The sequence below is a fragment of the Rheinheimera sp. A13L genome (genome assembly GCF_000217935.1).
In the GTDB taxonomy this organism is placed as follows: Bacteria; Pseudomonadota; Gammaproteobacteria; order Enterobacterales; family Alteromonadaceae; genus Pararheinheimera.
In genome coordinates this window covers 29,599-52,068 of sequence record NZ_AFHI01000017.1, presented here as the reverse complement: position 1 = coordinate 52,068, position 22,470 = coordinate 29,599, and the positions used below count along the sequence as shown (strand labels likewise).

Sequence of the window (22,470 nt, the reverse complement as noted above, 5' to 3'; positions counted from 1 at the left end):
ATAAGATAAGGGAGCTCAACGAACTCCCTTCAATGGCTTTAGGCCTGAACCATCTTCGCGACAGCTTTTTCAAAACGTTTTAAACCTTCGGCAATGTCCGCTTCCGGAATAACCAAGGACGGAGTCATACGAAGAACGCTGTAACCCGCCACTAACATCATTAAACCTTCGTCGGCAGCAGCCAGCATAAAGTCACGGGCTTTGCCCTGGTACTTGTCATTCAGTGCAGCACCAATCAGCAGGCCTTGACCACGAATTTCACTGAATACATCGTATTTAGCGTTAATAGCATTTAAACCGTCGCGGAATAACTGCTCGCGGTGTTTCACGCCATTTAGTACTTCAGGCGTATTCACTGTATCAAAAGCAGCGATACCTACAGCACAGGCCAGCGGATTACCGCCATAAGTAGAGCCATGGGTGCCAACCACTAAATGCTTAGCAATAGCGGTGGTCGTCAGCATAGCCCCTATAGGGAAACCGCCACCTAACGCCTTGGCTGTGGTCAGAATGTCTGGTACTACACCTAAACCCATGTAGGCATACAACTCGCCGGTACGACCTACACCTGATTGCACTTCATCAAAAATCATCAGCGCATTGTGTTTTTTACATAAAGCGGCCACACCCTGAATAAACTCAACTGTTGGGCTGATAATACCGCCTTCACCTTGCAGAGGTTCTAACATCACAGCACAGGTATTGTCGGAAATCAGTGCTTCTAAGCTTGCCAGATTGTTGTATTCGGCATGCACTATATCAGCAGGTTTAGGACCAAAACCATCCGAATACGCTGGCTGGCCGCCCACTGTCACGGTAAAGAAAGTACGGCCGTGGAAACCTTGTTTAAAGGCAATAATTTGGGTTTTGTGTTCACCCACTTCATTTTTAGCCCAGCGACGCGCCAGCTTTAAGGCTGCTTCGTTGGCTTCAGCGCCTGAGTTGGCAAAATAGACTTTTTCAGCGAAGGTAGCGTTCACCAGCTTTTGCGCAAGAATTAGGGCTGGCTCATTGGTCATCACATTAGATAAATGCCATAACTTATCAGCTTGGTCTTTCAGTGCGCTGACCAAAGCGGGATGGCAATGGCCTAAACAGTTCACCGCTATGCCGCCTGCGAAGTCAATAAACTCACGACCTGTCTGATCCCATACTTTTGAACCTAAACCTTTGACCGGGATCACCGCTGAGGGTGCGTAGTTAGGAACCATAACTTCATCGAATAAGGATCTGCTGACTTGCATTGTTGTTCTGCCTTTATACTTTTTGTGGATCACCCGGAAGGACAGGGTAACTTAAGGAATTTTATTTATTATATTGGCCAGACTTACCAATATGCAGTAGCATTATTAACAATATTGCAGTTAATTCTGGTATTTTGACAAGGTGATTGAGCAAAGTGATAAGTTTAGACGACGAAAAGTTACTGGGTATGTTACGGCGTAACGCCAGAGCCAGTATTTCTGATTTAGCCAGAGCACTAAATGTGTCGCGCAGCACTGTACAAAACCGCCTGCACAGGCTTGAACAAAGCGGGGTGGTAAAAGGTTATGTACTGGAATATGGCAGTGCATTTTTAAGCCAGTTAGTCTCAGCTCATGTGGCTATTAAAGTGCGGCAAAAACTGACGACAAAAACCAATATAGAGTTAAAACAAATCAGCCAGATTTCCGAGTTATATGCCATCAGCGGAGAATATGACTTAATAGCTGTAGTCCAGGCTCAAACTACTGAGCAATTGAGTCATATTCTGGATGAAATTGGCAATCTGGATGGAGTAGAGCGTACCAACTCTTCGGTGATTTTGGAGACTAAATTCAAAAGATAAGGCTGAAAATGGCCTATATCAGGTCTGACCAGCGTGAAATGATCGTCATTTAACAACACTTTACCTGAAGTGAGGTTGCTGCCTCAGTCAGACCTGTTATGATCGGCAGCAATTTGAGCCAGCAGGCTAATTTTGAGAGATCCCCATGAGTACAAAACAACCTCTTTATACCTCCTACGCAGGTCCGGCTTTATTAGAAACCCCATTATTAAATAAAGGCAGCGCCTTTACTAAAGAAGAACGTATTGCTTTTAACCTGATTGGTTTATTACCTCCACGTTACGAAACTATTGAGCAGCAACTGGCTCGTGCTTATATGCAATATTCAAGCTTTGCTGAGCCTATCAACAAGCATATTTATCTGCGCGCCATTCACGATAAAAACGAAACGCTGTTTTACCGACTGGTGAAAGAACATCTGGAAGAAATGATCCCGGTGATTTATACGCCAACAGTAGGGGATGCCTGTGAGCGTTTCTCTGCTATCTATCGCAGCGCCCGTGGTATTTTTGTCTCCTACAGCGAACGCGAGCATATGGATGACATACTGCGTAGCGTCACCAAGAAAAAAGTCAAAGTAATAGTAGTGACAGACGGCGAACGTGTACTGGGCTTAGGTGACCAGGGCGTAGGCGGTATGGGCATTTCTATCGGTAAGTTGTCTTTGTATACAGCCTGTGGCGGTATCAGCCCGGCTTATACCTTACCTGTAATGCTGGATGTAGGCACCAACAACGAAAAACTGCTCAATGACCCGGTTTATATGGGGTCTAAACATAAACGCATTACCGGCGAAGAATATGACGCCTTTATTGATCAGTTTATGAAAGCAGTAAAACGCCGTTGGCCAGAAGCTTTGGTCCAGTTTGAAGACTTCGCTCAGCCAAACGCTATGCCAATATTAAAACGTTACCGTGATGAGTATTGCTGCTTTAACGATGATATTCAGGGCACTGCAGCAGTAACAGTTGGTTCTTTGTTGGCGGCCTGTCGCAGTAAAGGCGTGAAACTGTCGTCACAACGAGTGGTGTTTGTTGGTGCAGGTTCTGCCGGTTGTGGTATTGCAGAACAAGTGATCAGTCAAATGAAAACTGAAGGTTTGGATGACGCCACAGCACGCAGCCAGGTCTATATGGTGGACCGTTTTGGTTTACTCACGGATGGCATGCCCGACTTACGTGACTTTCAGCAAGCTTTGGTGCAGCAAAAATCCAACTTAGCGGACTGGGCATACAGTGGCGAATACGCATCTTTATTAGATGTGATGAACTGCGCTAAACCTGATGTATTAATAGGCGTGTCGGGCCAGCCTGGTTTGTTCACCGAACAAGTGATCACTGCGATGAAAAAGCACTGTGAACTGCCTATTATTTTCCCGTTGAGCAACCCTTCAAAACAAGTAGAAGCGACACCAGAACAAGTGATCAAATGGACTGATGGTAAAGTGATTATTGCCACTGGTAGTCCGTTTAAGCCTGTGACTCATAAAGGCCAGACTTATCATGTTGCGCAGTGCAATAACTCTTACATCTTCCCAGGCATTGGTTTAGGTGTAGTGGCCGTCAAATCCAGCCGTATCAGTGATGATATGTTGCGTATCGCCAGTGAAACCTTAGCTGCAGCATCTCCGCTGGCCAACACAGGGCAGGGAACCTTGCTGCCAGCCTTGTCTGAATTGTCTGAGCTGAGTAAAAAAATCGCGTTTGAAGTAGCAAAAGTGGCGCAAAAACAAGGTTTGGCGCTGGAAATCAGCGACGAAGAATTACTGCAGAAAATTGAGCGTAATTTCTGGACACCAGAATACCGCCAATACAAGCGAGTCAGTGGTAACTAAGTTTTCAGCTCAAAAGATCTAAATAAAAAGTTGGTTTAATCAATGAGTTATCGATTAAACCAACTTTTTTGTTTTTCCCGTCCAACTATTTTTAATGCTGCTCCGACTTAGTCATAAGAGAACCACTGGAGCCTGTCATGAAATACCAAAAAACCTTTACCTGCACACTGTTATCTGTTGCCATAGCAATCACTGTTGGCTGTACAGTTCAGGCTGAAACCGATACAACAAACCTTGCTGCTGCACCTCAACAAATTGCCTTTATTAAAAACTGCAAAGTTATACAGCAACGCGCTATGACCAACGATGAATTCGCGGCTTACCAACGCTTAGAAGCTGTTGAGCAACAAATGCAAGAGTTGCATTTACCTTTGAAAGCCTTTGAGATTGAAATGGAGCAACACAGCGAACGTATGGCTGAGCTTGCAGATCTTGTCCATCAGGAAGATGAACACAGTATTCGCATAGATAAAGTCAAAATGGCCGAGCAGCACAAATTAGCCGAAAAGATCCAGGAAATCACAGAACGCCACAGACCACATTTCGCAGCTTTAGAGCAAAAAGGTGATGAAATCAGCGATATAGCCGATGATTTTACCGACTTGCTTGAGATGTCAGCGCCAGCCGGTGGTTTTGATCATATCCAGGTGATATCGGATTCGGGCAAAACAACTGAATGTTACGATGGCGGTATTAAACTAATTTCACGTAATTAATATTCATCTTGATTTGAAAACCATACAGGTTGATCTGTATGGTTTTCCTGTTTAGTTTAGGGACCTGTTCTAATTAACGAGTTTAAAGCTGCAAATAAAGGTTTATATCGGAAGTAATTGCATATCAGCAGCAGAACAATCATTGTGCAAGATCGAGGTATATTATTGATAAATATAGATATATCCACTCCACTTCCATTATTTCAAGTGGCGCATAATTATTATTATGTTAAATTTAGTATATTAAGTACTTTGCAGACTTCAAACTCGTGTTGCACTGCTATTGCCTTAGATTGTAAATTGGTGATGCATGTATCAATGAAAGGAACTCTAGACGTGTATCGCTCACTCCTATTTTTTATTGCTTTGTCGACCTTTCAGTTATTCGCTCAACACTACGTTGTTGAACCCAATAAACCAGTTTCTAAAAAGCTTTATGAACATCAGGCTAATCCAGACAAGAAATCTGTTGAGGCCAAAAACTTTAACGCTATGCAGGTCTATAACACTTCTCTTCAAAATGAAATCCATCGTCGTGTACGGCTGTATGAATACCACAGAGGAAAGTCTTGTACTGTGAGCTTTAATCATGATGTGGTGAAAAGAAAGTTACTTAATTTACAGGTTTTTTCCTGCACTATGGGTAAGGAATTTGAACAACAGTTACCCACGGTCGTAGCTCAGGCTATTTCTGCAGTTCGTCCGCCCAGAGATCTATTCGTTCATACAGGTATTCGTTTGCAGCACTTTAAGTTTATACCTCGATTTCAGGGCACACCTCGTAAGGATAAGCCCAGTTCTTTCTCAAAAACCTATACCATTCCAAAAAAATAGCTATTGATTTTTCTTTCAATAAAAGGGACTTTCGACACTAAGCTCATGATGCTAAAAGACAATTAGGTGAAATCAACTATTGGGATGATGCGACAACATCACTGTTCTGTAGTCTGTTTTTTTAGTCTGTCAATTGTAGTTACCTGTAGGTAAACTGTCAGGTGGTTAACAGCAATACATAATTGTTTACAATTTGTCATAAAATATTGCGGAAGTCTGTTTTTATCTGCTCTATGATAAACCTCAGTTATCAATAAGGAAGTGAATCATGAAACCAGTAATTTACGCATTTTTATCCGCGACACTAGCTTTTAGTTCGTCTTATGCTGCTGCATCAAGCTCTGATGTGATCAATATCTCAGGTACTGAGTACGAGACAGAACTTCACAAAGCGCTTCACCACGTGAAAGTGCGTGAATACGCCGAAGCTTTTCCTACCCTGTTGAAGTATGCAAAATACGGCGATAAATACGCTCAGAACATCGTTGGAAGCTATTTGATAGATGGACTGGGTACAGATGAGAATGTTTTTGAAGGTTTGGTTTGGCTTGGGGTAGCTTTAGAACAACGTGAAACCAAGTGGAAAAGCAACTATGAAGCCTTAACAGCAAATCTGACTGCTGAGCAGAAAAAAGCGGTCGAGCAGAAAACTGAAGAATACAAAGCTAAATACGGCTCCCAGGCACAATTTGTTTCCTGCAGAATGCAACAAGAAAGAACAGGTTCAAACCTTCGGGTTCATCGCTGCAACAAGATCACAGACACCAGCGGTCAGGTAAAAGTCCGCGTATATAAAGATGAGTAATTTGTTCTAACATAGATAAAGTCAGTTTTCAGGCTGACTTAATACCCACTTGTAATATTTGGTCCTGCTCGTCGATTTGTCGTACGGTCAGGACCAATTGATCCAGCTGAACCTGATCACCAACCACGACACGTCTGTGAAACTTCTCTGAGATATATTCTGACAATGTCTGTGTTGGGTCCTGGTGATCTGCGAATTGAATACTATAAAACGCATCCAGCTCTTTTAAGGTAATTTCACCGTTGAGTATAAAGTCTCCAAAGAAGTCCAATTTATCCAAGGTGGTTTGCTCTGCACTGGTGGACACTTTGTCACTGACCGCTTTTACGTCTTTGGCTTTGCTCAAAACCAACAGCATATCATTGAGCTGGAAGCTTGGACTTCGCTCAGCGTTAAGCCATTCACCTTTGCGTAGTACACCTAAATAGCTGACATCAGGCGACATATTCAGTTGTTGCCAGTCACTGTCTATAATAGGTGAACCTTTACCCACTTTAAAGGACAGCACTTGTAGCAGATCGTTGCTGTCTACACTGTCGAGCGTCATGGAGTGATCCGGACCTGGTTCTGGTGGTACCTCAAGCTTCAGCCAACGTGCTACCGGCGCTATAGACCAGCCTTGAATAAGTAACGATACAATCACCACGAAAAACGCCACGTTAAAGTACAAGTCTTTGTTCGGTACTCCTGCCAGCCATGGGAATAAAGCCAGAATAATAGGCACAGCGCCACGAAGACCTACCCAACTGATAAACAACTGGTCTTTCTTTGGAAAATGAAAAGGCACCAGGCTTAAAAACACAGCTATTGGCCGGGCGATAAAAATCATCACCAATGCCAGTAGTAAAGCCGGAATGGCGTGTTCCATCAGTTTGCTTGGCGTTACCAGTAAGCCAAGCATCAGAAACATAATGATTTGACTAAGCCAGGCTAAACCGTCGTGCATACGCAATATTTGCTGAATTTGTGGTAAACGGGCATTGCCTATTAAAAAGCCCATCAGATACACAGCCAGAAAACCACTGCCGCCAAACTGGTTGGTTAAACCAAAAATCAGCAAAGCGTAAGAGACGGCCAGTAAAGGGAAAAAAGCAGCGCTTAATGGCAGTTTTCGGCACAACAAAACAAAGAAGCGCCCTGCTCCATAGCCCACGGCCGCGCCTACTATGGCCTGCTGAAAGAACACTGTGGATAAAGACCAATTCAGTTCACTGTGGCCTGCTAAAACGCCAACCAGAGTAAAAGTCAGCATTACTGCCATAGGATCGTTGCTACCCGACTCTATTTCCAGTGTTGATGCCACCCGCTCTTTAATATTTAAACCGGCAGACTGGAAGATAGAAAATACGGCCGCCGCGTCTGTCGAGCTTAATATAGCGCCTAACAACAGGCCTTCGAGCAAGGTTAAATCAAACAAATAAGAAGCTGCAACACCCAGAATTCCGCAGGTCAGCACTACGCCTAGAGTAGCTAATACGGCTGAAGGAGCCAAAACCACACGTACTCTGTCTGGATGCGTACGCATTCCGCCGTCAAACAGGATAATAACAAGGGCGATGGAGCCAATTAGTAACGCGATATCCGGATCGCCAAATTTGATACCCAGCAATCCGTCTTCACCAGCCAACATACCGATCACAAGGAAAATCAATAATAAAGGCGCGCCTAAGCGCGCCGAGATCAGTGTGGCAACTATACTGGAGAAAAACAGAGCCCCTGCAACCAGGATTGTTAAATTCACTGCATCCAAACAAAAGCTCCTTTTTTCTTAATGCGCGGGGTAAATCTCCCGATAAATTTGCTGTAACGCGGATAACGGATCGGCAGCTTTGGTAATTGGGCGCCCTATCACCATATAGTCTACACCAGCCTTTACAGCTTCAGCAGGTGTCATTACCCTTTTTTGATCATCAGCTGCAGCAAATGATGGTCGAATACCTGGTGTGACCAGACAAAATTCCAGACCAAATTGCTGTTTTAATTCAACTGCTTCTTGTGCAGAACAAACCACTCCATCCAGACCTGACTTATCAGCCAGCCCTGCCAGCCTGACTACCTGCTGTTGTGGCGTTAAATTGATACCCAGTTCCGTTAAATCACTTTGCTCCATGCTGGTTAATACAGTCACAGCAATCAACAGAGGCTTTTCTTTGCCAAAGCTCTCCAAAGCTTCACGGGCTGCAATCATCATACGGCTGCCGCCAGAGGCATGCACATTTACCATCCACACGCCTAAATCTGCTGACGCTTTCACCGCTTTAGCCACAGTATTTGGAATATCGTGAAATTTAAGGTCTAAAAACACATCAAATTTACGCTGATGCAGCTCTTTGACAAAGTCAGGACCAAAGTGAGTAAACATCTCTTTGCCTACTTTTAAGCGACACAAAGCCGGATCAAGTTGGCTGACTAAATTCAGTGCTGCGGATTTTTGCTCAAAGTCTAAGGCGACCACTATAGGACTGGTGTTATTCATGGAATTCTCTTTATTGTAAGATCAGCGACCGTCTATGCCGGTCATTGGTTCTACCGTTTCCCACTGCTGGCAAGACGGACAAAGCCAATAAGGTTGTTTGGTTTTAAAACCACAATTGCGGCAATGATACAGCACCTTAGTATCCAGATAAGCCTGGACCATTTGTTCTATTTCAGCCAAATGTGGCTCAGATGGGTTTTGTAATCGTCTAATTTGAATAAATTTTAAAAATAAGCGGATATTCGGCTGCTGTCTGAGCTTATCAGTCAGTAAATTCTCTGCCTGCAGCAGGTTCTGATCATCCGCATAAAACTGTGCCAACTCAGCGGTAGCGCTAATGTTTTTATGCTTGCGACTCAGTTCCGTCAGAAGTGTTTGCCACGCTGCTGGCTCCGGTGTCGTTTGTTGCACTAAAGGTAATAGCTCAGCAGCCCATTGAGGTCTTTGTTGCAATATGGCCAGCAACAGCTCACGTGCTTCGGTAAACTCTTCTTCTGCAATGAGTTTTTTTGCCAGTTCGTATTTGGGCCGCAAGGAGATTGGATAACGTTGGATCAACTGCCGATACGCATCACTTGCCGCAGGTTCTTTACGCCAGGCTTCACAACTGAAATTTGCCACACCAATACGAAGTGACCGGGAATCCGTTTGTTCTACCACTGCACGGAAATCCATGGCTTTTTGCCATTCGTGAGTCGCAGTAAATAAACTAAAGAGTTGTTTTAAAACAGCTTCGCGAATGCTTTCAGCCTGAACCAGAGCACTGAGTAAAGGTTCAGCCCTGTCGTATAAACCGGCGCTGAAGTAATCTTTGGCCAGCTCAAATTGTATTTTTTGTGCCTGTTGTTTTGGCAGTTTTAACTGATGTAATTTTTCATGAATACGAATGGCTTTATCCCAGTCACCACGGCGACGGAACAGGTTGGCTAATGCCAGATAGGTATCAATAGTAGCGGCTTCAACATCAAGCAATTGCAGTAATTGCTCAATAGCTTTGTCTTCCTGATCAGTCAGCAGGAAATTTAAACCAGAGGATAAGTTTTTAGTGACAGAAGCCCTGCCCTTAAGCTCTTTTTGTTTTTCGCTGTTTCGCCCCATAAACCAGCCATAAGCGGCGGCGACAGGAAGCAACAGAAATAACAGTTCCAGCATAGGGATCAGGTTTTATCAGAAGATTTAGCAAACCAACCTTTGGTTTTTGCCTTCAGGATAAAGGCCATAGACACACTCAGGCCAAGCAGAAAACCAGCAACTAAAAACAGAGCGGCAATGTCCACCACTCTGAGTTCTGTTTTTGCAATAAGATAATTAAATTCAGCAATTTGCTGATTGAGGGAACCCAGAATAAGCCCGAATGTAATCAGGGCAATAATAAAGACAACATAAAAAAATCTGGTCAAAACTCCGTCAACCCCGTTTTTTAGCTGAAAAGAGATCAGGTGTTAGTTTTCACCCGGTCACGTAATTCTTTACCCGGTTTGAAATGAGGCACGTATTTGCCATCTAATTCCACTTTATCGCCGGTTTTTGGATTGCGACCTACACGAGGTGCGCGGTAATGCAGAGAAAAACTACCAAAACCACGAATTTCGATACGCTCGTTATTCGCCAGTGAGGTGGCCATTTGTTCCAGAATTTCTTTGACTGAAGATTCGATGTCTTTCACCTGGACATGAGAAAAATCAGTAGACAGTTTTTCGATCAATTCAGATTTGGTCATGGACCCTCCGCTGTATCAGTAGAATGAAGGACCGGAGCTTATGCTCCAGTCCTTCTATACAAGCATCAATTAGTCAGCTTTTTGAGCAGCTTTGAATGCTTCGGCCATAGCGTTACCACCAAAATCAGTATCATCCTGCTTTTTGATAGTGTCCATAGCTTCTTTTTCTTCAGCTTCGAATTTCGCTTTGATTGACAGGCTGATTACGCGGTTTTTGCGGTCAACACCCATCAGGCGAGCTTCTACTTCTTCACCAACTTTTAATACTGTAGTAGCGTCTTCGATACGCTCACGAGCGATGTCAGATACGCGAACGTAACCTTCAACACCACCTTCCAGCATTACAGTGGCGCCTTTCGCGTCAACTGCAGTTACGTTGCCTTTAACGATAGCACCTTTTTTGTTATCAGCAAGGTAGCCGTTGAACGGGTCTTCGTCTAATTGCTTGATGCCTAAAGAGATACGCTCGCGCTCTGGGTCAACTTGTAACACAACTGCGTGTACTTCGTCGCCTTTCTTGAATTCACGTACAGCGTCTTCGCCAGTTGAATTCCAGCTGATGTCTGACAGGTGTACTAAACCGTCGATGCCACCGTCTAAACCGATGAAGATACCGAAGTCAGTGATTGACTTGATCTTACCAGATACGCGGTCACCCTTGTTGAAGCCCTTCGCGAACTCTTCCCATGGGTTGGCTTTACATTGTTTCAGACCTAAAGAAATACGACGACGTTCTTCGTCGATTTCCAGAACCATAACTTCCACTGAGTCACCTAAGTTAACAACTTTAGATGGGTGGATGTTTTTGTTAGTCCAGTCCATTTCTGAAACGTGTACTAAACCTTCAACGCCTTCTTCGATTTCTACGAAGCAGCCGTAATCAGTCAGGTTAGTTACGCGACCAGTGATGCGAGCACCTTCTGGGTAACGTGAAGCGATAGCGGCCCATGGATCTTCACCCATTTGCTTCAGACCTAAAGAAACACGTTGTTTCTCACGGTCAAACTTCAGAACCTTAACTGGGATTTCGTCGCCAACATTGACGATTTCGCTTGGGTGTTTAACACGTTTCCAAGCCATGTCAGTGATGTGCAGTAAACCGTCTACGCCACCTAAATCTACGAATGCACCGTAGTCAGTCAGGTTCTTAACGATACCTTTAACTTCCATGCCTTCTTCTAAGTTTTGTAACAGTGTATCGCGCTCAGCACTGCTTTCAGATTCGATCACAGCACGACGTGATACAACCACGTTGTTACGCTTCTGATCCAATTTGATTACTTTGAACTCAAGTTCTTTGTGTTCTAAGTGTAATGTGTCACGTACCGGACGCACGTCAACTAATGAACCAGGCAGGAATGCACGGATACCATCCACTTCGACAGTGAAACCGCCTTTAACTTTGCCAGTGATGATACCGATAACAGTAACTTTATCTTCACAAGCTTTTTCCAGGCGAACCCAGGATTCATGGCGTTTAGCTTTTTCGCGAGATAATAAGGTTTCACCGAAACCGTCTTCTACCGCGTCCAGAGCTACGTCGATGATGTCACCAACGCTCACTTCAATCTCGCCAGCCAGGTTTTTGAATTGTTCAACCGGGATTGCTGCTTCAGATTTCAGACCGGCGTCAACCAGTACTACGTCTTTATGGATAGCAACGATGGTTCCTTTAACGATAGAACCAGGGCGAGTTTCGATAGTCTTGAGGCTTTCCTCAAACAGTAGTGCAAAATTTTCAGTCATATTCACTTTTTCAGTTTAAGTGCTCCACGCACAGTCCTGTGTCATGGGGTTGCTAAGTTAACTTGTCATCTTCCTTGCGACAAGCTGTCCAACGTGAAGGTCTAGGCCTGGTTCAACTTTTTACAGACGTTGAGAACCTCGTCCAACACTTGTTCAATGGATTTATTGGTCGAATCCAGCATGTATGCATCGTCTGCAGGCTTTAATGGCGCTACGGCGCGATTCATATCCCGTTCGTCACGGGCCTGTATTTCGCTCAAAAGGTCGCCGATGTTAACATCATGGCCCTTTTCTTTCAACTCTAAATAACGCCGTCTGGCGCGCTCTGACGCATCGGCTGTTAAAAAGATTTTAACTTCTGCCTGTGGGAATACTACAGTTCCCATATCACGGCCATCAGCCACTAAGCCCGGCGCCTCTTTAAAGGCACGTTGACGACGTAACAACGCTTCACGTACCCGAGGTAAAGAGGCAATCTTGGATGCCACTGAACCTACTTCTTCAGTACGTATAGTATGAGTCACATTTTCACCTTCGAGCGTAATTCGGGTATTACCTTGCTCGTCACAAGTAAACTGTACGTCAAGGTGAGCAGCCAGAGGTTGTAATGCTTCTTCGTCGGAAGAGTCTATTTGATGATGGATAGCAGCCAAAGCTAAAACACGATAAATCGCTCCGCTATCCAGCAGATGCCAGCCCAGTTTTTGGGAAACTAAACGGCAAATAGTGCCTTTCCCTGAGCCACCTGGTCCATCAATGGTAATTACCGGCGCTTGTTGCATTCTGCCTCCAAAACAGTCGAACACACAAAAAGATGCGGCATTATACAGAAATAAATGACAAAAAGCGCGGTTTAATCAAGGGGATCGCGTAACCAGTTAGGTTACGCGTTATTTCTCAAGCTAAAGTGCTGAGTGTGCTAAACACTTCAAAGTATTGAGGAAATGTTTTACGGGTACAATCCGGGTCTTCAATGGTTACCGCAGTGTTACTTAATGCAACCAAAGAGAAACACATAGCCATACGGTGATCGTTGTAAGTCGCTATGCTGGCATGTTTCAGTGTCGTTGGTGGAGTGATTAAAATGTAATCTTCACCTTCTTCTACTTCAGCACCTACTTTACGCAGTTCAGTCGCCATAGCCGCCAAGCGGTCTGTTTCCTTGACGCGCCAGTTGTAGACATTGCGGATAGCCGTTGGCCCTTCAGCGAACAAAGCCGTAGTTGCAATGGTCATAGCAGCGTCAGGAATAGCGTTGTAATCACGGTCTATGCCTTTTAGCTGGTTACGCGTGACCGAGATATAATCATACCCCCAGTCTACTGTCGCTCCCATGGCTTCTAAAGCATCGGCAAAGTGAATATCACCCTGCACTGCATTTTTGCCAATACCTGTGACTTTTATCGTACCGCCTTTAATAGCCGCAGCTGCAAGGAAATAAGACGCAGAAGACGCATCTCCTTCCACCAGAAAATCACCTGGTGACTGATACTGCTGATTGCCTTTAACTACAAAACTTTGATAGTTCTGGTTCTCCACAGAGACGCCAAAGCGCGCCATCAAGGCCAGCGTAATATCAATATAAGGTTTAGACACCAGTTCGCCGCTAATGATAATTTCACTATCACCCGACAATAAAGGTGCCGCCATCAACACTGCAGTTAAAAACTGACTGGAGACAGAACCATCAATACTGATTTTTCCACCAGCCAGCGCTTTACCGCGAATACGCAGTGGCGGATAGTCTTTGTGTTGCAGATACTCAATATCGGCATTCCATTGCAGCAAGGCATCTACCAGATGACCAATAGGACGTTCGTACATCCGTGGCTCACCTGTTAGGGTGACATCGACATTGGATACAGCCAAAGCTGCAGTTAAGGGGCGCATCGCTGTACCAGCATTACCTAAAAACAGCTCAAGAGGTTCTTTATGCTGAAATACGCCCGCTACACCAGTGATCTCGCACACTGTTTTATCCGCAGATAATGAAAACTGTACGCCAAGCGCTGTTAAAGCATTGAGCATATGGCTGACGTCGTCGCTATCGAGCAAATTGGTGATACGGGTTGTGCCTTTGGCTAAAGCGGCCAGTAATAAAGCACGGTTGGAAATACTTTTTGAACCAGGTAAATGCACCACGCCTTCCACTTTAGCGATAGGCTCTAAGGTTAAAGTTTTCATCAGCCGTGCACCCGCTCAAATTCTTTCATAAAGGTTACTAAAGTTTGTACGCCTTCTAATGGCATGGCGTTGTAGATACTGGCGCGCATACCACCCACCATACGATGGCCTTTTAACGCTAATAAACCATTGGTTTCGGCTTTGCTGACAAATAAATCATTCAGCGCTTCGTCACCCAATAAAAACGGCACGTTCATTGATGAGCGGAACTGTGGCGCCACATCGTTACGATAAAAATCGCTTTGGTCGATATAGCCATACAAGGTTTCGGCTTTGAGTCTGTTGCGTAGCTGCATCGCCTCAACACCACCCTGACGCTTCAGCCACTGGAAGACTAAACCAGCCAGATACCAGGCATAAGTAGGAGGTGTATTAAACATACTGTCGTTGTCAGCGGCCAAACGATAATCTAAAACGCTCGGAATGCTGCTGCCTTTGGCGGGTAACAAGTCTTCACGCACTATGGCTAGCGTTAAGCCTGAAGGCCCAATATTCTTCTGCGCACCTGCGTAAATCACGCCATAACGGCTGACATCAATATGCCGCGATAAAATAGTGGATGACAGATCAGCCACTAAAGGCGCTTTGGTATTGGGTAAGTCGATAAACTCCATGCCATCCACAGTTTCGTTCGGGCAAAAATGCACGAAGCTGGCGTTATCATTTAACTGCCAGTCGGATGCAGGTATTAAAGTGCGAAGACCATCTTGCTTAAACTGAATCGCCTGAGGGTTTAAGGCAGTAAACTTTTCAGCTTCTTCAACAGCCGCCTTAGACCAGACGCCTGAGACAATATAATCTGCACTGACACCAGTCTTGGCTAAATTCAGTGGCACAGCAGAAAACTGACCGCGACCACCACCGTGCATAAACAGTACTTTGTAGTTGGCCGGTATGCACAATAAATCGCGCAGGTCCTGCTCTGCCTGAGCCGCAACCTGCATAAAATCTTTGCCTCTGTGACTCATCTCCATAATGGAGCAGCCGCGACCATGCCAGTTGATCAACTCTTCCTGTGCCTGTTGCATCACTTCCACCGGCAACATAGCCGGGCCAGCACAAAAGTTATAGGTGGTCATCTCTTGCTCCTGTTACAACGCTTTATCGAATGAAAAACAAATTAGAAAACGGCTTTGGTCATCTTGGGATGATCTTTGTTATTGTGGCCTTGGGTTATACCCGTCTTACTTGAAGCTGCAGCTTTGTTAACTGCACCATCTCGCCCCAGTCACATAGGTTGACTATGCTCCTGGGGGTCTCACTGGTTTGTCGCCTCCCCGCAACTTCAAGATACTTGGGTATCTAAAAGTGCTATCAACGAATAATCCTGACGTCTGGACGGCTCTTTCTAAACAGCCGCTACTTTAGCGCACTTTGCAAAAGACAGAAATAAAAAAGGGGCCAGATCACATTATTTTTTGAATAATGTGATCTGGCCCCTTCTTAACAGTCTTACTCTTCTTCGCCGTCCGCTACAGTATCCTCTGTCGGATTTTGTGCGGCTAATGCTGCAGCTTCCGCTTCTGCGGCTGCTACTTCTTCCTGATCCTGAATTTCGTCGATGCGTTGTACACCTACTACTTTTTCACCTTCGATGGTGCGGATCAAAATAACACCAGCAGTGTTACGGCCTACTTGTGATACTTCGCTGACGCGGGTCCGTACCAGTGTGCCTTTGTCAGAAATCAGCATTATTTCATCCAGCGCGTTCACTTGTACTGCACCAACTACCAGACCATTACGTTCGGAGACTTTAATAGAGACTACGCCTTGAGTAGCACGGCTCTTCTCTGGGTATTCCTGCAATGCGGTACGTTTACCGTAGCCGTTTTCAGTCACAGTCAGAATAGCGCCTTCGCTCTTCGGAACAATCAATGACACCACAGAGCCGTTTTCGCGTAAACGGATACCACGAACACCTGTAGCTCCACGGCCCATTGGACGCACCTGATCTTCTTTAAAGCGCACTACTTTGCCGTCGTCCGAGAACAACATGATCTGGCTGTTGCCGTCTGTGATATCCACACCAATCAACTGATCGCCTTCGTTCAGGTTCACGGCAATAATGCCGTTGCTGCGTGGACGAGAGTATTCAGTCAGTGAGGTTTTCTTCACAGTACCGTTGGCAGTCGCCATAAACACATACTTGCCTTCTTCGTATTCACGAACCGGCAGAATTGCGGTGATCCGTTCGTTTTCTTCCAATGGCAGTAAGTTAACTATTGGCTTACCACGGGCCTGACGCGAAGCCAGCGGTAATTGATACACCTTCATCCAGTACAGACGACCACGGTTAGAGAAACACAAAATCGTATCGTGGGTGCTGGCGATCAGCAACTGGTCGACAAAGTCTTCATCTTTTACTGTAGTTGCCGCTTTACCACGACCACCACGACGCTGAGCTTCATAGTCAGACAGAGCCTGATACTTGGCATAACCTAAATGTGACAGAGTCACGACTACGTCTTCTTCAGTGATCAAGTCTTCCATGTTGATATCCATCGCGTTGTCCTGAATTTCAGTACGACGGGCATCACCATATTGGGCTTTCGCAGCTTCTAACTCTTCACAGATCACTTCCATTAAACGCTCCGGGCTTCCCAGAATGTGTAATAGCTCAGCAATCAGCAGTAATAACTCTTTGTACTCGTCCAGAATCTTTTCATGTTCCAGACCCGTCAGTTTGTGTAAACGTAAATCTAAGATTGCCTGAGCCTGTTGTTCAGTCAGGAAATACTCGCCATCACGAATACCAAAATGTTCTTCCAGCCATTCAGGACGGGCTGCGTTTTCACCGGCACGTTCTAACATGGCGCTGACATCACCTAACTGCCAGCCACGAGCCACTAAACCTTGTTTAGCATCGGCCGGGCTTGATGAGTTTTTGATTAAATCAATAATTTCATCAATGTTGGCAAGAGCAATAGCCAAGCCTTCTAAGATATGAGCGCGGTCACGGGCTTTACGTAAGTCATAGACTGTTCTGCGTGTCACCACTTCGCGGCGGTGCAACACAAAACATTGCAGCATATGCTTTAAGCCCATCAACTTCGGTTGGCCCTGATCCAGGGCAACCATGTTGATACCAAACACAGTTTGCATCTGAGTTTGGGTATACAAGTGGTTGATCAGTACGTCTGATGATTCGCCACGTTTCACTTCAATAACAATACGCATACCGTCTTTATCAGACTCATCACGTAATGCTGAAATGCCTTCGATGCGTTTTTCTTTGACCAGCTCGGCGATTTTCTCAATCAGACGGGCCTTGTTGACCTGATAAGGAATTTCATCAACAACTATAGTCTCGCGACCGGTTTTTTCATCGGTTTCGATATGAGTTCTGGCGCGGATATATACCTTGCCACGACCGGTGCGGTAGGCTTCTTCAATACCACGACGGCCATTGATAATAGCGGCTGTCGGGAAATCTGGTCCTGGCATCAGTTCCATCAGTTCAGGAATGCTGATATCCGGATTAGCAATCAATGCCAGACAGGCATCAATGACTTCATTTAAATTGTGTGGCGGAATATTGGTCGCCATACCCACCGCAATACCCGACGAGCCGTTGACCAGCAGGTTAGGAATTTTAGTCGGTAATACAGCCGGGATCATTTCAGTGCCGTCGTAGTTAGGCACAAAGTCGACTGTCTCTTTATCCAGGTCGGCTAATAATTCGCCTGCGATACGCGACATACGTACTTCGGTATAACGCATCGCTGCTGCTGAGTCACCGTCTACTGAACCGAAGTTACCCTGGCCGTCGACCAGCATATAACGTAAGGAGAACGGCTGAGCCATACGAACTATAGTGTCGTAAACAGCGCTGTCACCGTGTGGATGGTATTTACCTATGACGTCACCAACGACACGGGCAGATTTTTTGTAGGCTTTATTCCAGTCATTGCCTAACTCTTTCATCGCAAACAAAACGCGACGGTGAACTGGCTTTAAACCGTCCCTTACGTCCGGTAAGGCACGTCCCACAATAACGCTCATTGCATAATCGAGATAAGAATTCTTTAATTCTTCTTCGATATTAATGGGAACAATTTCTTTGGCCAAATTTGTCATAAAAAGCTTTTTTCCCTTAAATCAACAAGATACCCGCGTTTTTTACTGTAATGGGTCGCGGGACAAAGGCGGATTCTACCACAGAAAAAATACCTTGCCAGTTCTGTTGTGCTTTGTACAGCATTGCTCAAACAGATCAAGGCTTTATAATAGGCAAAATTTTAAATGGATACGCTTATGAACCCCTCTTCCAATGTTGATCCGGCCGAAATTGCCAAGTTTAATGAAATCGCCTCTCGCTGGTGGGATCCGTCCGGTGAATTTAAGCCGTTACACCAACTGAACCCTTGCCGTCTGGCCTTTATCAGCGATCAGGTGCAAGGCTTATTTGGTAAAAAAACTGTAGACGTTGGCTGTGGTGGTGGCATTCTGGCCGAATCTATGGCTAAAGCTGGTGCAGATGTCACAGGTATTGATATGGCAGATGAAGCTTTAACAGTGGCTAAATTGCATGCGCTGGAATCTGCAGTTTCAGTTCAGTACCAACAAAGCACTGCGGAAGACTTTGCCGCAGCCAATCAAGGCGCCTTTGATTTGGTGACGTGCATGGAGATGCTGGAGCATGTGCCAGAGCCAGGATCCGTGGTGAAGGCTTGTGCTGACTTAGCCAAACCCGGTGCAACGCTGGTGTTTTCTACGTTGAATAAAACCTGGAAAGCCTACCTGATGGCTATTGTCGGTGCTGAACAGGTACTGAAGCTGGTCCCCAAAGGCACTCATGAGTTTGAGAAGTTTATCCGCCCTTCTGATTTAATGCGTTTTATTGACGATGCGGGTTTACAAGTGGTGGATGCAACAGGTTTGCATTACAACCCTATTAATCAGTCGTTCCGCACAGGCCCTGGGCTGGATGTGAATTATTTTGTGGTAGCGAAAAAACCACTATGACCCAACAACTCATTCAACTTAAAAAACCGGCTGCCGTCTTATTTGATTTAGATGGCACCCTGGTTGATACCGCGCAGGATTTAGGCGCAGCACTGAATTTTGTTTTGCGAGAGCATGGTATAGCTGAAAAAAGCTATGACGAGTACCGGCCTATGGCCTCTCATGGTGCCAAAGGTTTGCTGCAGCTGGGTTTTGGTGAAGCTATAAAAGAAATTGATTTTGGCAAAGCTCGCCAGAGTCTGCTGGATTATTATCACGAGCACAGCGGTGTGCACAGTTGCTTGTTTCCGGGCGCTGAAGAGTTATTTGCTGCTTTGCAGGTACGAAACATTCCCTGGGCTATAGTGACGAATAAACCTTATAAGCTCGCCGCCAAAGTACAACGTCAGTTACCTGCCTTATTACAAAGCCGCTTATTACTGGGGGGTGACAGTCTGGCACAACGTAAACCTGATCCAACCCCGTTATGGATGACTGCTCACTATATGCAGGTCCCTGCAAACCAGTGTTGGTATATAGGAGATGCAGAGCGCGACATAGAAGCTGGACGTCGTGCTGGCATGCAAACCGTGATGTGCGATTTTGGTTATGTTGGACCAGATGATAAAACTGAACTTTGGGGCGCAGATTTACATATTTCTCTTTTCACAGACCTGATCCGACACCTCGACTGAGTTCAGTTTTTTCATATTTTTGGTCAATTAAAAATCACCTCTTTGCAGGTGATTTTGTGAATCACTTAAAATTTAACCGAACAGACAAAATAGATTTTTTACTGAAAAACTATTGCTTCCCTGCAGAGGTTTTTAAAAGCCGATTTCGCACGTTAGCGGACACTAACATGCTGCTTTTTTCGCCCGGCAGCAGGGGTTGCAATTGCTATTGATCCACTCTATCTTGTGATCCGTTCTCCTTTCACCCCTAGATGTTGTGTCGCTCGACTGAGTTTGACCTAATGAAGCCAAAAGCGGGTGAATTCGCTGCGCAGGAGAAATTCTGTGCACACAATAATAACAATTGAGATGGAATTTTCGGCGGAAAAATATGACTCAAACATTATACGTAACCAAAAGAGATGGTCTGCGCGAACCATTAGACTTAGACAAAATTCACCGTGTGATTGATTGGGCTGCTGAGCGCTTACAAAACGTATCAGTGTCTCAGGTTGAGTTACGTTCTCATATTCAGTTTTACGACGGTATCAAAACCGCCGACATTCACGAAACCATCATCAAAGCCGCTGCCGATTTAATCTCCAAAGAGACGCCGGATTATCAATATATGGCTGCGCGTTTGGCCGTATTCCATTTACGTAAAAAAGCCTATGGTCAGTTTGAACCGCCAAAGTTGTATGACCATGTGGTCAAAATGGTGGAAGAAAAGCGTTATGACGCCCATATTCTGGCAGACTACAGTAAAGAAGAATTAGAACAGCTGGATAGTTTTATTGTACACAGCCGCGATTTGGATTTCAGCTATGCTGCGGTAAAACAGCTGGAAGGTAAATACCTGGTGCAAAATCGGGTCACAGGCCAGATTTACGAAAGCGCCCAGTTCCTTTATATGCTGGTCGCGGCTTGTTTGTTTGCTAATTATCCAAAAGACACCCGTTTAAGTTACGTGCGCCGTTTTTACGATGCAGTGTCTATGTTCAAGATTTCATTACCTACACCTATTATGTCTGGTGTGCGTACCCCAACCCGCCAGTTCAGCTCTTGTGTGCTGATTGAATGTGGTGACAGCTTAGATTCTATCAATGCCACCAGCAGCGCTATTGTTAAATACGTCAGTCAACGTGCTGGTATTGGTATTAACGCCGGCCGTATTCGTGCTTTAGGCAGCCCAATCCGTAACGGTGAAGCCTTCCATACTGGTTGTATCCCCTTCTACAAACATTTCCAGACGGCTGTAAAAAGTTGCTCTCAGGGCGGTGTTCGTGGTGGTGCAGCCACGCTGTTTTACCCTTTGTGGCATTTAGAAGTGGAATCTTTGCTGGTTCTGAAAAACAACCGTGGTGTGGAAGAGAACCGCGTACGTCACTTAGATTACGGTGTGCAGTTTAACCGCCTGATGTACACACGTCTGATTAAAGATGAAATGATCACCCTGTTCAGTCCTTCTGACGTACCGGGTTTATATGATGCATTTTTTGAAGATCAGGAAAAGTTTGAAGCCCTCTATGTTCAATACGAAGCGGATGCTTCTATCCGTAAAAAGCGTATCAAAGCAGTCGAACTATTTACCCTCTTTATGCAGGAACGCGCCAGCACAGGTCGTATCTACTTACAGAACGTGGACCATTGCAACACGCACAGCCCGTTTAATCCAAAGTTTGCTTCTGTACGCCAAAGCAACCTCTGTTTAGAAATTGCGTTGCCAACCAAGCCACTGAATGACATCAACGATCCAAATGGTGAAATTGCCCTTTGTACTCTGTCCGCCTTTAACTTAGGCGCTATTGAGCATTTAGATGAACTGGAAGAATTGGCAGAACTGGCAGTAAGGGCCTTAGATAGCTTACTGGACTATCAGGACTACCCTATCCTCGCCGCTTACCACGCCAGTATGAATCGCCGCACTTTAGGTATAGGCGTTATTAACTACGCCTATTACCTGGCGAAAAATGGCGTGAAATACTCTGATGGTTCAGCCAATGGTTTAACACACCGTACTTTTGAAGCTATTCAGTATTACCTGATGAAAGCATCTAACAAATTGGCGCAGGAATTTGGCCCTTGCCCTAAATTTAACGAGACCACGTATTCAGAAGGCATTATGCCTATTGACACCTATAAAAAGGATTTGGATAAGGTGTGTGCTGAACCTTTACATTACGACTGGGATCAGCTGCGTAAAGATGTAGTGCAACACGGTTTACGTAACTCGACTTTATCTGCACTGATGCCATCAGAAACTTCTTCGCAAATTTCAAATGCGACTAATGGTATTGAACCACCTCGTGGCCATATCAGTATAAAGGCAAGTAAAGACGGTATTTTAAAGCAGGTTGTGCCTGAATATGATCGCCTGAAAAACCAATACGAATTGTTATGGGATATGCCAAATAACGACGGATACATCAGTCTGGTGGCTATTATGCAGAAGTTTGTTGATCAAACTATTTCTGCCAATACCAACTACGATCCGGGCAAGTTCGAAGGCGGCAAAGTGCCAATGAAAATTTTATTAAAAGATTTGCTGACGGCTTATAAGCTGGGTGTGAAAACCATGTACTACCACAACACCCGTGATGGCGCTTCCGATATCCAGGAAGACATCAAAGCGACGCCGGAAGACGATGGTTGTGCCGGTGGCGCCTGTAAAATTTAAGTCTGGGGCTGCATTGCAGCCCTCTTTTTGTA

The 22,470-nt window shown here is 45.1% G+C and carries 19 protein-coding genes; 8 read left to right on the top strand and 11 right to left on the bottom strand.

All coding sequences use genetic code 11. From position 1 onward, the window contains the following. Positions 1-38: 38 nt before the first annotated feature. The gene (locus tag RHEIN_RS10865) at positions 39-1,244 is read right to left on the bottom strand and encodes an aspartate aminotransferase family protein (protein ID WP_008899020.1); all 1,206 of its coding nucleotides are present in this window, start codon (positions 1,242-1,244) and stop codon (positions 39-41) included. 155 nt (positions 1,245-1,399) lie between these two features. Between RHEIN_RS10865 and RHEIN_RS10860 the strand changes: the two genes are divergently transcribed. From RHEIN_RS10860 to RHEIN_RS10840, 5 genes are all read left to right on the top strand, one after another. Continuing rightward, positions 1,400-1,828 carry an Lrp/AsnC family transcriptional regulator gene (locus RHEIN_RS10860; protein ID WP_008899019.1) on the top strand — a complete coding sequence of 143 codons (429 nt, stop codon included), beginning with the start codon at positions 1,400-1,402 and terminating at the stop codon, positions 1,826-1,828. 145 nt (positions 1,829-1,973) lie between these two features. Then, entirely contained in the window at positions 1,974-3,662 is a 1,689-nt protein-coding gene (locus RHEIN_RS10855; protein WP_008899018.1) for an NAD-dependent malic enzyme, read from the top strand. Between the two features lie 137 nt (positions 3,663-3,799). Beyond that, the gene (locus RHEIN_RS10850; RefSeq protein WP_008899017.1) at positions 3,800-4,378 is read left to right on the top strand and encodes a hypothetical protein; all 579 of its coding nucleotides are present in this window, start codon (positions 3,800-3,802) and stop codon (positions 4,376-4,378) included. A 318-nt stretch (positions 4,379-4,696) separates the two neighbouring features. Then, a complete protein-coding gene (locus tag RHEIN_RS10845) occupies positions 4,697-5,212 on the top strand; it encodes a hypothetical protein (RefSeq protein ID WP_040555009.1) in 516 nt (171 codons plus the stop codon). A 268-nt stretch (positions 5,213-5,480) separates the two neighbouring features. Continuing rightward, positions 5,481-6,017: a hypothetical protein gene (locus RHEIN_RS10840; protein ID WP_008899015.1), complete on the top strand. Its 537-nt coding sequence runs from the start codon at positions 5,481-5,483 to the stop codon at positions 6,015-6,017. 28 nt (positions 6,018-6,045) lie between these two features. Here RHEIN_RS10840 and RHEIN_RS10835 read toward each other — a convergent pair whose 3' ends face one another. The 10 genes from RHEIN_RS10835 to gyrA all read right to left on the bottom strand — a co-directional run bounded on the left by RHEIN_RS10835 (position 6,046) and on the right by gyrA (position 18,220). Next, positions 6,046-7,758 (bottom strand): potassium/proton antiporter, encoded by a 1,713-nt coding sequence (locus RHEIN_RS10835; RefSeq protein ID WP_237704357.1) that lies wholly within the window; start codon positions 7,756-7,758, stop codon positions 6,046-6,048. Between the two features lie 27 nt (positions 7,759-7,785). Beyond that, a complete protein-coding gene (gene pyrF, locus RHEIN_RS10830) occupies positions 7,786-8,493 on the bottom strand; it encodes an orotidine-5'-phosphate decarboxylase (protein WP_008899013.1) in 708 nt (235 codons plus the stop codon). Positions 8,494-8,514: 21 nt separating this feature from the next. After that, positions 8,515-9,645 carry a tetratricopeptide repeat protein gene (locus tag RHEIN_RS10825; protein ID WP_008899012.1) on the bottom strand — a complete coding sequence of 377 codons (1,131 nt, stop codon included), beginning with the start codon at positions 9,643-9,645 and terminating at the stop codon, positions 8,515-8,517. Between the two features lie 5 nt (positions 9,646-9,650). Beyond that, on the bottom strand, positions 9,651-9,893 hold the full coding sequence (locus tag RHEIN_RS10820) for a lipopolysaccharide assembly protein LapA domain-containing protein (protein ID WP_040555006.1): 243 nt from the start codon (positions 9,891-9,893) through the stop codon (positions 9,651-9,653). A gap of 35 nt (positions 9,894-9,928) precedes the next feature. Beyond that, entirely contained in the window at positions 9,929-10,213 is a 285-nt protein-coding gene (gene ihfB / locus RHEIN_RS10815; RefSeq protein ID WP_008899011.1) for an integration host factor subunit beta, read from the bottom strand. Positions 10,214-10,282: 69 nt separating this feature from the next. After that, entirely contained in the window at positions 10,283-11,959 is a 1,677-nt protein-coding gene (gene rpsA, locus RHEIN_RS10810) for a 30S ribosomal protein S1 (protein WP_008899010.1), read from the bottom strand. A 101-nt stretch (positions 11,960-12,060) separates the two neighbouring features. Beyond that, positions 12,061-12,741 carry a (d)CMP kinase gene (gene cmk / locus RHEIN_RS10805; RefSeq protein ID WP_008899009.1) on the bottom strand — a complete coding sequence of 227 codons (681 nt, stop codon included), beginning with the start codon at positions 12,739-12,741 and terminating at the stop codon, positions 12,061-12,063. A 115-nt stretch (positions 12,742-12,856) separates the two neighbouring features. After that, the gene (gene aroA / locus RHEIN_RS10800; protein ID WP_008899008.1) at positions 12,857-14,143 is read right to left on the bottom strand and encodes a 3-phosphoshikimate 1-carboxyvinyltransferase; all 1,287 of its coding nucleotides are present in this window, start codon (positions 14,141-14,143) and stop codon (positions 12,857-12,859) included. Next, a complete protein-coding gene (gene serC / locus RHEIN_RS10795) occupies positions 14,143-15,222 on the bottom strand; it encodes a 3-phosphoserine/phosphohydroxythreonine transaminase (protein WP_008899007.1) in 1,080 nt (359 codons plus the stop codon). The genes aroA and serC overlap by 1 nt, the downstream gene beginning before the upstream one ends. Before the next feature lie 373 nt (positions 15,223-15,595). Then, complete coding sequence (gyrA, locus tag RHEIN_RS10790; RefSeq protein WP_008899006.1) at positions 15,596-18,220, bottom strand: DNA topoisomerase (ATP-hydrolyzing) subunit A; 2,625 nt, start codon at positions 18,218-18,220, stop codon at positions 15,596-15,598. A gap of 177 nt (positions 18,221-18,397) precedes the next feature. On the opposite strand from gyrA, the gene ubiG reads away from it, so the two are divergent. From ubiG to nrdA, 3 genes are all read left to right on the top strand, one after another. Then, the gene (ubiG, locus tag RHEIN_RS10785) at positions 18,398-19,108 is read left to right on the top strand and encodes a bifunctional 2-polyprenyl-6-hydroxyphenol methylase/3-demethylubiquinol 3-O-methyltransferase UbiG (RefSeq protein ID WP_008899005.1); all 711 of its coding nucleotides are present in this window, start codon (positions 18,398-18,400) and stop codon (positions 19,106-19,108) included. Further along, positions 19,105-19,782, top strand: a complete 678-nt coding sequence (locus RHEIN_RS10780; RefSeq protein WP_008899004.1) for an HAD-IA family hydrolase — start codon at positions 19,105-19,107, stop codon at positions 19,780-19,782. The genes ubiG and RHEIN_RS10780 overlap by 4 nt, the downstream gene beginning before the upstream one ends. 370 nt (positions 19,783-20,152) lie before the next feature. Beyond that, positions 20,153-22,438, top strand: a complete 2,286-nt coding sequence (gene nrdA, locus RHEIN_RS10775; RefSeq protein WP_008899003.1) for a class 1a ribonucleoside-diphosphate reductase subunit alpha — start codon at positions 20,153-20,155, stop codon at positions 22,436-22,438. The last annotated feature ends 32 nt before the right edge of the window (positions 22,439-22,470 follow it).